The sequence below is a fragment of the Vibrio sp. KUL70 genome (genome assembly GCF_059725515.1).
Map to the genome: position 1 here is coordinate 506,243 of NZ_AP045834.1, position 14,610 is coordinate 520,852.

General features: G+C 46.1%; 8 protein-coding genes. 5 read left to right on the plus strand and 3 right to left on the minus strand.

What is annotated here, in order from left to right; translation table 11 throughout:
* Window positions 1-446: 446 nt before the first annotated feature.
* Together AC6I7V_RS02260 and gltB are read right to left on the minus strand one after the other, a co-directional pair.
* Window positions 447-1,916, minus strand: a complete 1,470-nt coding sequence (locus AC6I7V_RS02260; RefSeq protein ID WP_255231453.1) for a glutamate synthase subunit beta — start codon at window positions 1,914-1,916, stop codon at window positions 447-449.
* The gene (gene gltB, locus AC6I7V_RS02265) at window positions 1,916-6,463 is read right to left on the minus strand and encodes a glutamate synthase large subunit (protein WP_498011256.1); all 4,548 of its coding nucleotides are present in this window, start codon (window positions 6,461-6,463) and stop codon (window positions 1,916-1,918) included. The genes AC6I7V_RS02260 and gltB overlap by 1 nt, the downstream gene beginning before the upstream one ends.
* Before the next feature lie 531 nt (window positions 6,464-6,994).
* On the opposite strand from gltB, the gene mnmL reads away from it, so the two are divergent.
* The 4 genes from mnmL (at window position 6,995) to AC6I7V_RS02285 (ending at window position 12,726) form a co-directional block, all read left to right on the plus strand.
* Window positions 6,995-7,951 carry a tRNA modification radical SAM protein MnmL/YtqA gene (gene mnmL / locus AC6I7V_RS02270; protein WP_255231451.1) on the plus strand — a complete coding sequence of 319 codons (957 nt, stop codon included), beginning with the start codon at window positions 6,995-6,997 and terminating at the stop codon, window positions 7,949-7,951.
* Between the two features lie 81 nt (window positions 7,952-8,032).
* Window positions 8,033-9,826 carry a GGDEF domain-containing protein gene (locus AC6I7V_RS02275; protein ID WP_498011257.1) on the plus strand — a complete coding sequence of 598 codons (1,794 nt, stop codon included), beginning with the start codon at window positions 8,033-8,035 and terminating at the stop codon, window positions 9,824-9,826.
* A gap of 103 nt (window positions 9,827-9,929) precedes the next feature.
* Window positions 9,930-12,275: an aerobic respiration two-component sensor histidine kinase ArcB gene (gene arcB / locus AC6I7V_RS02280; protein WP_255231449.1), complete on the plus strand. Its 2,346-nt coding sequence runs from the start codon at window positions 9,930-9,932 to the stop codon at window positions 12,273-12,275.
* A gap of 7 nt (window positions 12,276-12,282) precedes the next feature.
* Window positions 12,283-12,726: a hypothetical protein gene (locus tag AC6I7V_RS02285; protein ID WP_498011258.1), complete on the plus strand. Its 444-nt coding sequence runs from the start codon at window positions 12,283-12,285 to the stop codon at window positions 12,724-12,726.
* 130 nt (window positions 12,727-12,856) lie between these two features.
* Here AC6I7V_RS02285 and arcA read toward each other — a convergent pair whose 3' ends face one another.
* On the minus strand, window positions 12,857-13,573 hold the full coding sequence (arcA, locus tag AC6I7V_RS02290; protein WP_255231447.1) for a two-component system response regulator ArcA: 717 nt from the start codon (window positions 13,571-13,573) through the stop codon (window positions 12,857-12,859).
* Window positions 13,574-14,115: 542 nt separating this feature from the next.
* Between arcA and AC6I7V_RS02295 the strand changes: the two genes are divergently transcribed.
* On the plus strand, window positions 14,116-14,601 hold the full coding sequence (locus AC6I7V_RS02295) for a putative 4-hydroxy-4-methyl-2-oxoglutarate aldolase (RefSeq protein WP_498011259.1): 486 nt from the start codon (window positions 14,116-14,118) through the stop codon (window positions 14,599-14,601).
* Window positions 14,602-14,610 lie beyond the last annotated feature (9 nt).

Consider the following 14,610-nt stretch of genomic DNA (forward strand, 5'->3'; position numbering starts at 1 on the left):
CCGAAGCCTCAGCTTATATCCCACTCGCGAGTGAAGCCTTTCACAACATCGAGTGGGGAAACCAACCTGACTGCTCCTGCAGATAATGTTGGTTTTCTTATTTGAACGATTTTTGTTCTTTTAAAGCGATCTCCATACTTATCATGTTAAAAAATTGATAGCAAGTGGTTGCCTTTCTAACGAAGAGGTTTTTGAATAGTTAATTAATCTGTAAATGCGGGATAAAAATGACCAAGTTGTGATTTTTTCTATTGTTTTGTCGTGTTTTCTAGACTTATTAACCCAATTGATAATGATTATTAATCATTATTGTTACATGTCATTTTTTCGTCTTAATTCATAAAAAATGGATAAATAGATAAATCAAAAGCGTACTGTATTGCAGGAACAAAAAAGGCCAACACAGAGTGTTGGCCAAAAGTTTGGAAGGAATTGTTATTAAAATTCTATGCTGAAAGCATCAATGAGTTTGCTTTCGCTTCTAGGTTTGAGTTGCCCATCAGGAAGTTATCGATAGCAATCGCACATTCACGACCTTCGTTGATACAACGTACAACCAGAGATTGACCGGTACGCATATCACCCGCTGCAAACACACCTTTCTGGTTGGTTGCAAAGCCGTCAGTCGCCACGTTGCCGCGATCATCCAGTTTGATATCCAGCTGAGCAAGTACACCTGTTGGCTCTGGGTGTAGGAAGCCCATCGCTAGGAATGCCATATCACATGGAATAACACGCTCTGAGTTTGCGACTTCTTCAAACCCTGGGCGCTCACCTGGTTTAGCATCTTGCCAAACGATGTCTGCGATACGTAGACCAGTAACTTCACCTTTATCGTTACCGATGAACTCTTTCGTTAGAATGTTCCAGTGACGCTCACAACCTTCTTCGTGAGAAGTGGTTGTCTTCATGATCATTGGGTATTGAGGCCAAGGCATATTTGCAGGGCGTTTCTCTGGTGGGATCGGCATGATCTCAACCTGAGTAACACTTGCTGCTTTATGGCGGTTAGAGGTACCGACACAGTCAGAGCCTGTATCACCACCACCGATGACCACAACATGTTTGTCTTTTGCGTGAATCTCTTCACCCTTAAGATCCATGTCATTTGCACGGCGGTTGTTTTGACCAAGGAACTCCATTGCGAAGTGAACGCCTTTTAGTTCACGACCTGGAACTGGAAGGTCACGTGGAACCGTTGAGCCACCTGTTAGTAATACTACATCGAACTCTTGACGAAGCTGTTGTGCATTCACGTCAACACCGATATGTTGGTTGACTTTGAACTCAACGCCTGCTTCAGCCATGAGGTTGATCTTACGATCAATCACGTCCATACCCAGTTTGAAGTCTGGGATACCGAAGCGGAGTAGGCCGCCAACTTTTTCATCACGCTCAAATACCGTTACTGAGTGACCCGCACTGTTTAGCTGTTCAGCAGCTGCCAGACCTGCAGGGCCAGAGCCGATGATTGCCACCGTTTTACCTGTGCGAGAGCGAGGTGTTTTAGGTTTTGCGTACCCTTCGCGGTACGCAGTTTCGACAATCGTCTTCTCAATGTTACAGATGGTGATTGGGTCTTGGTTAATGCCAAGCACACATGCGCTCTCACAAGGAGCAGGGCACACACGACCTGTGAATTCAGGGAAGTTGTTGGTAGTACTTAGAATGTTCCAAGCCTCTTCCCAGCTGTCACGGTAAACCGCGTCGTTAAACTCTGGGATGATGTTACCAATCGGGCAACCGTTGTGGCAGAAAGGGACACCACAGTCCATACAACGAGAAGCTTGTGTGTTGATCTTGTCGCCAAACTCTTCGTTAAGTACGAACTCTTTGTTGTCTTCGATACGAACTGATGGGTCGAGCTTCTTTGGAAGCTCACGACCATGCTCTAAAAATCCAGTAGGCTTACCCATTATACTGCCTCCACTTGTTCCGTTTGTGCTTGCTCTGCTTCAGTCTTACGTTTTTGAAGTACCGCTTTGTAGTCACGAGGCATCACCTTGACCATTGACTCTAAGCTTGCTTCAAAGTTGTCTAGGAAAGACTGAGCAACTTCACTTCCTGTGAATTGAACCTGCTTAGTTAGCATCTCTTTCAGTAGCTCACGATCTGCTTCTTCGATAGGATCTAGGTCTACTAACTCAGGGTTTAGCTTAGTTTCGAAGTCACCAGACTTGTCCCAAACGTAAGCAACACCGCCACTCATACCTGCTGCAAAGTTACGGCCAGTTGAGCCAAGGATTACAGCAACACCGCCAGTCATGTATTCACAACCGTGGTCACCAACACCCTCTACAACCACTTTCGCGCCTGAGTTACGCACACAGAAACGCTCACCCGCCATACCGCGAATGTATGATTCACCAGAGGTCGCACCGTAGAAACATACGTTACCTACAACGATGTTATCTTCAGCAACGATGGTTGACTTCGCATCTGGGTAAAGTACCAGCGTACCGCCAGATAGACCCTTACCCCAGTAATCGTTCGCATCACCTTCCACTTCGAACTTAACGCCCTTAGCAAGGAAAGCACCGAAAGATTGGCCCGCAGAACCTTTGAACTTGACGTTCATCGGTTGAGGCAGACCTGCGTCTTTGTATACCTTAGAGATTTCGTTCGACAGCATAGTACCCGCAGAGCGGTCCGTGTTGATGATAGGGAACTCTGCGTCTACGGCTTCGCCCTTCTCAAGTGCTGGAATAGCAGCTTGAATCAACTTACGGTCTAGAACGTTTTCTAGGTTATGGTTCTGCTGTGTTTGGTTGTAAACACCATCTTCATCACGAGCTTGCTCAATGTGAAGCACAGGAGACAGATCGAGGTTCTTGTATTTCCAGTGTTGGATGTCTTCACGCACTTTCAGCTTGTGCGACTGACCGACCATCTCATCGATAGTGCGGTAACCAAGCTCAGCCATCACTTCTCGTAGACCTTCTGCCATGTACTGGAAGAATGTCACGACGTCTTCTACGCGGCCGTCGAAGCGCTCACGTAGCGTTTTGTTTTGTGTTGCGATACCAACAGGACAGGTGTTCTTATGACACTTACGCATCATGATACAGCCTTCAACAACCAACGCTGCTGTTGCTACGCCCCATTCCTCAGCACCCAGAAGTGTTGCTACTGCAAGGTCGCGAGGAGTTTTCATCTGACCATCAGACTGAACCACGATACGGTTACGTAGACCATTTTTAAGAAGCGTTTGGTGTGTTTCTGCTAGACCTAGCTCCCAAGGCAGACCTGTGTGACGGATAGATGACATTGGTGATGCACCTGTACCGCCATCAAAACCTGCGATAAGAACTACGTCGGCTTTCGCTTTCGCTACACCAGATGCGATAGTACCTACACCCGCTTCCGATACGAGCTTCACGTTAACGCGGCCAGCACGGTTTGCGTTCTTCAAGTCGTAGATCAGCTGAGCCAAATCTTCGATTGAGTAGATATCATGGTGCGGCGGTGGCGAGATTAGACCTACGCCCGGAGTCGAGTGACGCGTTGCACCGATCCAGTCATCCACCTTATCACCTGGTAATTGACCACCTTCACCTGGCTTCGCACCTTGAGCCATCTTGATCTGCAGCTCATCGGCGTTGGTTAGGTAGTAAGAGGTCACACCGAAACGACCCGAAGCAACCTGTTTGATTGCAGAGCGCTCCCAGTCACCGTTCTCTTTGCGCTCGAAACGCATTGGGTCTTCGCCACCCTCACCAGAGTTCGATTTCGCGCCAATGCGGTTCATCGCAACTGCCAATGTTGAGTGAGCTTCATAAGAGATCGAACCGAATGACATTGCCCCTGTCGCGAAACGCTTGAGAATGTTTTCGATTGGCTCGACTTCTTCTAGCGGGATTGAACCAGCTGGGTTTTTAACAAAGTCTAGTTGGCTACGTAGCGTGGCTGCGTTATCGCCTTGGTCATCAACCGCTTTCGCGTATTGCTTGAACTGAGCGTAGTCTTTGTTGCGTGTAGATTGTTGTAGTAGTGAGATTGTCTCAGGGTTAAACAGGTGTTTTTCACCACGCTGTTTCCACTGGTAAACACCACCCACATCAAGTACTTGTACTGGGATTTCACGAGTCGGGAAGCCGATACGGTGACGTACTAGCACTTCCTTCGCGATGTCATCGATCGTGAGACCTTGGATGCGTGAAACCGTACCTGTGAAGTATTTATCAACCACAGATTTACTGATGCCAAGCGCTTCAAAGATCTGTGCACCGTGGTAAGACTGCAGTGTTGAGATACCCATCTTCGAGAAGATCTTTAGAAGACCGCCGTTGATTGACTTACGGTAGTTTTCGAATAGATCGCGAACGTTTGTCTCTGGATCAAGCTTCTTCGTGCGCTGCAGATCAACCATAGTTTCAATAACTAGGTATGGGTTCACTGCGTTTGCACCGTAACCGATTAGAGTTGCAAAGTGGTGCGTCTCACGAGCATCACCTGTCTCAACCACAATGTCACACTTCGCACGTAGACCCTTACGGATTAGGTGGTGGTGAACTGCGCCAACCGCCAGCATTGCTGGAATTGCAGCGTGGTTCGAGTTAACCGCGCGGTCAGTTAGAAGGATGATTGAGTAACCATCGATAACGGCATCTTCTGCGTACTGACAGATACGCTTAAGGGCACGCTCTAGTTTGCCTTCGTCTTCGCTTGCTTGGAATACGATGTCTAGCGTCTTCGCTTGAAGGTGCTCGTTATCGATAGCACGTAGCTTCTCAAGTTCAGAGTTAGAAAGAACCGGCGACTCAAGTTCTACTTTTTGACAGTGCTCTGGAGATTCAGCCAGTAGGTTCTGATCTTTACCTAGGTAAGTGTTCAGAGACATAACCATACGCTCACGAATCGGGTCGATTGGCGGGTTAGTTACCTGAGCAAACAGTTGCTTAAAGTAGTTTGATAGATGTTGTGACTGGTGCGAAAGAATCGCTAGTGGCCAGTCGGCACCCATTGCAGAAAGTGGCTCTTTGCCATCTTTTGCCATCGGTACAATGATTTCGTTCACTTCTTCCGAGCTCACACCGAACGCTTGCTGCTTGTGCAGAAGTTTCTCTGGTGAAGGCTGGCTGAATTCGTTGCTCGCATCTGGCAGCTTCTTCAGGCTGAGTAGGTTCTCTTCAACCCACTTCTCGTATGGCTGTGCTGATGCAATACCATCTTTCACTTCTTCATCAGAAATGATGCGACCTTGTTCTAGGTCAGCGACGAAGATACGACCTGGTTGTAGACGACCACGGAACTCAACGTTCTCTGGTTCGATCTCAACAACACCAGACTCAGAAGCCATTACTAAGAAGTCATCTTTGGTTACTGTGTAGCGAGAAGGGCGCAGACCGTTACGGTCAAGGGTTGCACCTACTTGAACACCATCAGTGAAACATACTGATGCTGGGCCATCCCATGGTTCCATGACGTTAGCGTGGTACTGGTAAAACGCGCGACGAGTTGGATCCATGTTTTTGTTTTCTTGCCATGCTTCAGGGATCATCATCATCAATGCATGTGGCAGGCTGCGACCAGATAGAACTAGGAGCTCAAGCGCCATATCGAAGTTAGATGAATCTGAGCTGCCTTCCTGACAGATAGGCAGTAGCATCTCGATCTCTGCCTGTGTGAACAGGTCAGATTCGATGATCGCTTCACGGGCTTTCATCCAGTTCAGGTTACCGCGAACTGTGTTGATTTCACCGTTGTGAGCGATGTAACGGAAAGGCTGTGCTAGACGCCAGCGAGGGAATGTATTGGTAGAGAAACGAGAGTGAACCAGTGCAAGTGCACTTACCATCGTTGGGTTTTGTAGGTCTAAGAAGTACTGAGGTACTTGTTCAGTGGTTAGTTGACCTTTGTACACAACCGTCTTGTAAGACATAGAGTTGATGTAGAAGTCATCACCGATGTTAGACACACTCTCAAGGCATACGCGAACCGTGTAGTTACGTAGAACGTACAGTTTACGCTCTAGCTCTTCCGGTGTGATACCAGGGCCACCAGAGATAAACACATGTTCAAATTGAGGCTCTGTGCTCAGTGGATCAGCGCCGATCATTGAGTTATCCGTTGGCAGCACACGGTAGCCGATCACTTCTAACTCTAGGCGTTGTGCATTGCGCTCCAGAATGTCGCGACACTGTGCACGTTTGTGTTCGTCTTTAGGGAAAAGTACAACACCAACACCATATTTTTCAAAAGATGGCAGCTTAATACCTAGCTTGACCGTCTCTTCAAGTAGAAACTCGTGTGGTTTTTGCAGCAAGATACCTGCGCCATCACCTGAACACGGATCGCAGCCTTGGCCACCACGGTGTTCCATTCGAGCTAGCATATCTAGTGCTTGGGTCACTACTTCATGAGACTTACGGTTTTTGAGGTGAGCTACAAAACCGATACCACAAGCGTCATGCTCCAATTCAGGAGTATACAGACCCTGTGAGTTCTGCTCTTGATCTACCATAGATACATCCTTCCAGTTAAATCTAGGCGTAACGAGTTTGCACTTCGTCAGCCTTGTCCTTTTATATTTATGAGTCTAAACCTGCCCTGTGTTGGCGGTTTGAGTCCTTTCTGTCTCTCGCAGGAAAAATTTTGCGAGAAAAACAATCCTTAGTGATATCCGTTTTTTTTTGACCACAAACTAGTGGTTTATATAGGTGGGATTTGGATAACACCGATTTATTAGCAAGTTTGAGCTGTAATAAAATTCTCAAAAATCGCCAATATGTGTAAGTATCCTACAATTTTGTTAAGGATAATTGCAATGAAAGTTGAACGATGTAGACCATTTTTTTCGTTTTGAATTGAATTTTTCGCATAACATTTGTGCAACATTAGGCAAATAGAGCCGTTTTTTTGCATTTTTATTGATATTTGTTAGGTGTCTCGCACACGCTTTTCAGTAAGCTGCCCGGCTTAATTTATGAAATCCTGTAATTAACTTTCATAGATGAAATTGATATTCATTCTTATTTAGCTTGGTGCACCTCTCATGCAATTACACGAATTGGTCAATACGATTGGTCAAGATCTCCAACGTCGCTATGGCGAAAAGGTCCACAAACTGACTCTACATGGCGGTTTCAGTTGCCCTAACCGTGATGGAACCATAGGTCGAGGAGGCTGTACTTTTTGTAACGTTGCGTCGTTTGCAGACGAAGAGACTCAAGTCCAAAGTATTGCGGCTCAACTCAACGATAGAGCCGGTGAAATTGCACGAGCTAAAAAGTATCTCGCTTATTTTCAGGCTTACACCAGTACCTACGCAGAGGTTCAGGTGTTGAAAAATATGTATCAAGAGGCACTGAAAGCACCGGGGGCTGATATCGTTGGATTATGTGTGGGGACACGCCCCGATTGTGTGCCGGACTCTGTATTAGAATTACTCGCTGGTTATGTAAAGCAAGGCTATGAGATCTGGTTAGAATTGGGACTGCAGACTGCAAATGATCAAACGTTAAAGCGTATCAACCGTGGTCATGATTTCGCTATCTACGAGAGTATTGCCAAGCGTGCCAGAGCTTTGGGAATCAAGGTATGTACTCATTTGATCGTTGGCCTACCTAAAGAGACTAAAGCTGACAACCTTGAAACCTTGGAGCGTGTTTTAAATGTTGGTACGGACGGAATCAAACTCCACGGCCTACATATTGTTGAGGGCAGTACCATGGCTAAAGCGTGGAAAGCGGGTAAGTTAGAGGCCCCCTCTCTAGAAGAGTATGTCGATGTTGCCACGGAGATGATTCAGCGTACTCCGGCGGAGGTGATTTATCATCGAGTCTCTTCTGCAGCGCGCAGGCCAACTTTGCTTTCGCCATTGTGGTGTGAGAATCGTTGGCTCGCGATGACAGAGATTGGTCGCTCGCTAGACAAAAGTGGCGCTCAAGGCTGCAAAAATGGCGAAGCTTTTGTCTACACTTTGCCACAGCTCAATACGACACCGAATTAAGCTGCAACGGCATGTAGAGATAAAAAGATCGATTAGTGATAAGATCCGCCCTTATTAAAAGTCTGTACAGATAGAGGGTAGATGGAACCATTGATGATTTGGTTGTGGGACAATGCGATGTTCTATGGATCGTTTATTGTTGCTCTTTTGCTGTTTACCTTGTTCGGTTGGTATCTCTACTCCCGTTATCAAGCTCATATCGAAAATCTACTGCTCATAGCGCCAGCACCTTTGTGTATGGTCGATTTAAAGAGTAGTGAAATCGTGTACGCGAATCGTCAGGCGATGCAACTATTGGGTATCCGCCAAGTAGGGACTCATTTCCGCTATCCAACTCATGATTGTCAAACGGCCTTCACTGCGTGTCTTTCTCATCACCAAGGTAGCCATTCGTTTGAACAATGTTTGATGTGGGCGCTATCCGAGTTCGAATCTTGTAAGGTCAATGTACAAGGGCGTAAAGTGATCTTTCGCGGTAGACGTGTATGGATGCTCTACACAGTGCCGCACCAATACTCCAGTGAAGAGCAATCTAAAGAGTTGCGAGAGCTTAATGTAGCTCGTACCGTTTTGGATTCGCTATCGGAATTGATTCATGTAAAAGATCAAAGAGGTAGCCTGGTTGCCAGCAACCGGTCATTTAAGACGTTTTGGCATGGTCGATTAGAAGAGGGCACGCTGAGTGTGTCTAGTGGCGCGCAAAAAGGGCGAGTCAGTCAACGCAGCTGGACGACCGATCAAGATGGAAAAAGCTGCCTGCTCGAAACGTATCAAAGTGTGTTGATTGATGGGAATGGCGAGAGAATTGGTACGCTCTCGATTAGTCATGATGTGACGGATTGGCATGACATGCAGCAGCAACTGCGCGATGAGATGGAAAAACGTAAAGATACCGAAGTGGCGTTGGCTCAAAGAGATACCATTCTTCAAAATATCTTAGAAGCAAGCCCTGACTCTATTGGCATTTTCAATGAGAATATGGTTTATCAAGCGTGTAATAAACCGTTTGTTACCGCTTTGGGGATTTCTGAGGTGAGTGATTTGGTCGGTAAGCGGCTGCAAGATGTTGTGCCAAACAGTATGTACATGCGACTTTCAGACTCTGACCACCAAGTGCTTCATCAAGGAAAGTCACTGCGCTACATCGATAAGGTCGTCTCTAGTAATGGCGAGCAGACTTGGTACGATGTGGTGAAATCCCCGTTTAAAGATCCCGCATCAAGTACCAGTGGTGTATTGATCATGGCCCGCGATATCTCAGAACGCTATTTAGCTGAGCAGAAACTTGAAGAAGCGAATTCAGAGCTAGAGCGCTTGAGTTTCTTGGATAGTCTGACTCAAGTGTCTAACCGTCGTCGTTTTGATGATCAACTCTCAACCCTGTGGCACTTCCACGTTCGAGAAAGACAACCATTGACTATCATGCTATGTGACATCGATTACTTTAAAGGCTACAACGATTTCTATGGTCACCAACAAGGTGATGATGCTCTGATTCAGGTGTCGAAAGCCTTCAAGCTCGTATTGAACCGTTCTTCTGACTGTGTTGCACGTTATGGTGGTGAAGAGTTTGCTTTCATACTGCCAAACACGGCGACTGAAGGTGCTCAGTTAGTGGCGCAACGTATCCATGATGAAATTCAAAGCCTAGGCATTGTTCATGAAAAATCACTGGTTTCTGAATGGGTAACGGTGAGTATCGGGGTAGTTTCTTATATCCCAACCTTGGACGATGAGATGGAGTCGGCTGTGGCGTTGGCGGATAGCGCGCTTTATCAGGCGAAAGCGAATGGACGCAATCAAACCAGTGTTCACCCTAGCTCAACCGGGCGTTTCCATACGCTGGCTCATGAGTCTAAAAGGAGACCAAGATAGGCATAATTAAATGCTTATATGGTTGTTGCATGTGATGTGGCTAGCTTACCTCTCCTGCCTAAACAGGGTAGAATATTGCTAGTCTTATCGCATGGAGCCTTAAATGAAACCCATGAAAAATCTTGCCCAGTATTACGTAGATCTTCTCGTAAAGCTGGGAATCGTCCGATTCTCTATTCTCCTCGCATTAGCACTGGTTGCACTCGCAGTTGTGGTTCAAGTTGGTATCACACTGGCTCTAAAAGGCAGTGTCGATGATATCGATATTGTCCGTTCTGTTTTCTTTGGTCTGGTTATCACCCCTTGGGCCGTCTATTTCCTCTCTGTCGTCGTTGACCAGTTAGAGGAGTCTCGTCAGCGTCTCGCTAAATTAGTCTCTAAACTTGGAGACATGCGCGAGCGTGACCAAGAGCTAAACAGCAAATTGCAGCTCAATATCGAGAAGCTTAATCAAGAAATTGAGGAGCGTGAAAAGGCAGAAGAGGCGCGTGCAGAAGCGATGCATGACCTTGAAAATGAAGTCTTCCAGCGCGAACGCACTCAGCTTGAATTGGCAGAGCGAACGGCGCTTTTGCGTTCCTTCATTGATGCTTCTCCTGACCTTATCTATTACCGCAACGAAGATGGCGTATTCTCAGGATGTAACCGAGCCGTTGAAGAGCTGACCGGAAAAACAGAGAAAGACTTGGTTGGCTTAACACCTTGGGATGTCTATAGCAAAGAGGTGGCTCAACAAGTCGTTGAGACCGATGAGAAGGTCTTTGCAGATAATCAAGCGGTCACTTACGAGCAGTGGTTAGAGTACCCAGATGGACGTAAGAGTTATTTTGAACTGCGCAAAGTTCCTTTCTACAGCAAAGATGGTCGTCATCTTGGATTAGTGGGCTTTGGACGAGATATCACGGAGCGCAAAGAGCACGAAGAGTCGCTTGAGAAAGCTAGCCGTGACAAGACGACGTTTATTTCAACCATTAGCCATGAGCTGCGTACTCCACTTAACGGTATTATCGGCTTAAGTCGTATGCTACTTGATAGTCAACTGACCACAGAGCAGCGCAAACATATGCAGACCATTAAAGTCAGTGCTGTCACGCTCGGTAATATCTTTAACGATATTATTGATATGGATAAGTTCGATCGACGCAAGCTTGAGCTGTTCCCCACGCCAATTAACTTTGAAGACTTTGTCTCTGAGATGGAGAGCATCTCTGCGTTGATGGCGGAGCAAAAAGGGCTGAGATTCGATCTTGAAAGGTTATCTGATCTGCCAACTGCAGTTGAAGTGGATGGCACTCGCCTGCGCCAAGTTCTGTGGAATCTCGTTAGTAACGCGATGAAGTTCACCAAAGATGGCGGCGTGGTAATGACGGTGAGTGCAGATATCGAAGACGACTTCGCGCATATCACAATGGAAGTTGAAGATACTGGCATTGGTATTCCTGAGAGCGAAATCGACAAGATCTTTGCGATGTATTACCAAGTGAAATCGGGGTCCGATAACTTACATGCGGTTGGGACAGGTATCGGTTTGGCGGTCTCTAAACAGCTGATCAATATGATGGATGGCGACATTACCGTGAGCAGTGAAGAGGGCTTCGGCAGTACTTTCACAGTCTCGATTCGTGTGCCTGTGAATCACGATACTCAAGCTCTAGTGAAGACGCCAAGAAAACAGTCTCAGTTGAACATCTTCATGGTGGAAGATATTGAGCTCAATGTTACGGTTGCCCGCTCGCTGCTTGAGAGTTTAGGCCATACGGTGACGGTCGTCATGACAGGTAAAGAGGCTCAGATCGCGTTCAATCCACAAGAGTTTGATCTGGTGTTACTGGATATTCAACTCCCAGATATGACTGGCTTTGATATCGCTAAGTACTACCGTGAGAAGTACTCTGAACTCCCGCCGTTGGTGGCGTTGACGGCGAATGTGCTTAACAACAAAAAAGAGTATCTTAACAAAGGGATGGACGATGCCATCAGCAAGCCGCTATCGGTAAAAGCGATCCAAGATGTGATTGCTAAGCTGATAGAGAGCGGTCCGTCGGATACTCCGCAGGCGATTGAAGAGGCACAAATCGTTGAACCTAAAATAACCACCATAGACACCAGCTTGCTTGATATTGAGATGCTGGAGTCTTATGTTGATATTGTTGGCCCCAAACCAGTACTCGATAGTATTGCGATGTTTGAACAGATGATGCCTGACTATATGGATATTCTAAACTCGAACATGGTAGCCAAAGATCAAGCCAACATTGTTTCGGAAGCACATAAGATCAAAGGGGCTGCAGGTTCGATTGGTTTGAAGAGAATTCAACAAGTCGCGCAAAAAGCGCAATCACCGGATCTGCCTGCATGGTGGGAGAATATCTCGGATTGGGTCGATGAAATTAACAACGAATATCAGAACGACATTGAAGTCTTAAAGAGTTGGTTAAATCAAAGGTAGAAGAGTAATGAAAAAAATAGCATTCGCCGCCTGTGTTGTGGCATTAGCGGGTTGTTCTGCACCACAAGTAGAATGGCAACAAGACAACCAAGTCGAAGTCTCTACTACGACCATCACTATGAAAAGCAACCTTTGGCTAAATAAAATGCCAACCATAGGTGAAGCACAAGATAACACATTACATGGTGCCATTTACCTTGAATCAGATTCGCAACTGCCCGCGACACTGGCTATTGAAAGTGTCACGGTGAAACAAGGCGCGGATACACTACTTATTACGAGCGATGACCTTGACTTAAGAACGCACAATGAGACCAAATGGGAGGTGGCGTTTGCGTGGCAGCTCGAGATTAACAGTGAACAACCTGTTGATGTTGCAGTGGAACTAAAAGATGGTGAAGTGGTGAAGTGGCTGGTTGAGAAAGACGTTAAAGTGGATACGGTTTACTAAATAAGCGCTTCAGTAAATTAAGAATAGTGTGTACCGGCACGCTATTCGCGCCGCATGAAACGGGTATTAAAAAAAGGGAGGATGCCGAGCATTCTCCCTTTTTCTATTCTATTCACTACGATGGTGTGAATTAGTCTTCTAGATCACCACAGAAGCGGTAGCCTTCACCGTGAATCGTAGCAATGATCTCTGGCGTGCCTGATACAGATTCAAAGTGCTTACGAATACGACGGATAGTTACGTCTACTGTACGGTCATGTGGCTTAAGCTCACGGCCAGTCATCTTTTTAAGAAGGTCAGCACGAGTTTGAATCTTGCCTGGGTTCTCACAGAAGTGCAGTAGAGCACGGAACTCAGAGCGAGGCAGCTTGTAGCCTTCGCCATCTGGGCTTACTAGAGAGCGGCTGTTGATATCCAAAACCCAACCGTTGAATTCGTACTTTTCAACGCTGCGCTTCTCTTCTTGAACCGTGCTTGTGCTCATCGAGCGGTTCAGAAGGTTGCGTGCACGGATAGTCAGTTCACGAGGGTTAAAAGGCTTAGTGATGTAATCATCTGCACCAATTTCTAGACCAAGGATTTTGTCTACTTCATTATCACGACCAGTCAAGAACATTAGCGCAACGTTTGCTTGCTCACGTAGTTCACGAGCAAGCAGAAGGCCGTTCTTACCAGGTAAGTTGATGTCCATGATAACAAGGTTCACTTGGTTGTCAGACAGCACTTGGTGCATCTCTTCACCGTCGCTAGCCTCAAAAACAGCATATCCCTCTGCTTCAAAAATACTCTTAAGAGTGTTACGAGTTACTTGCTCATCTTCTACGATAAGAATCTGCGGGGTTTGCATTTTGGCGGTACCTAAATTTGTGACGAAACTGTGCTAATAGAATAAATTCTAGGCAAAAACATAACATACAGGTAATGTAATTTTGATGATAACTCAAAGTTTTCAAAAATACACTTACTTCCAGCTGTCTGCCTTCCTTGAAGTATTGCCAATAACGTAGATCCAGTACGCCTTTTAATCATTCTGTTAGTGATTGTTGAGGATTCTATAATGTTAACAGCATGCTAACAACGCGATAATGTTAATTCCATTCACTTTGTTGATTTATATCAATTGCTGTCTGGTATAAAACTTGATTAGTATGAGTTACTGTTTAATCAACACTATAAATGATTAAATAGCCATAAATATGGAATGGCTATTCGAACTGGCTCGTATATTTTGCTTTCATAGTCACACTTGACTACTTCTATAGTAGGCTGTGGCACCAAGGAAGCGATAAGCTGTCTCTTAATTATAGACGTATTGAAAACAAAGGATTTATTTTTACTTTAAGCATGGGACTCGCGGTATGGGCTGCCTGTCTCGCTCATGGAGGATATATGCACGATATAACACCGGACTTATGTGATGAGTTCGAAAGCAAAGTGACGCTACTTAATCTCCCTTTACAAAACTACGGCCAGCGAGCTGCGTTCTGGGGGGAAATTGTAACAGTGCGTTGCTATCACGATAATTCTAAGGTTCGTGATGTGTTAGAGGGTGACGGAAAAGGCAAGGTATTGGTGGTCGATGGAAACGGCTCCTGCCAAAAAGCCTTACTAGGTGATCAACTTGCTATACTGGCGATAGAGAATGGTTGGGAAGGCGTGATCGTCAATGGCGCTATCCGTGATGTCGGTATAATGTCGCAGATGGATCTTGGCGTGCAAGCTCTAGGATCTTCACCGTTCAAAACCGAGAAACGTGGCAGTGGTCAAGTGAATGTGACACTCACTATTCATAATCAATTGATTCAGCCAGGCGACTACATCTATGCGGATTGGAATGGAGCGCTCCTCTCTTCAGAGCTGCTGATTAACTCGTAGCTAGCGGTT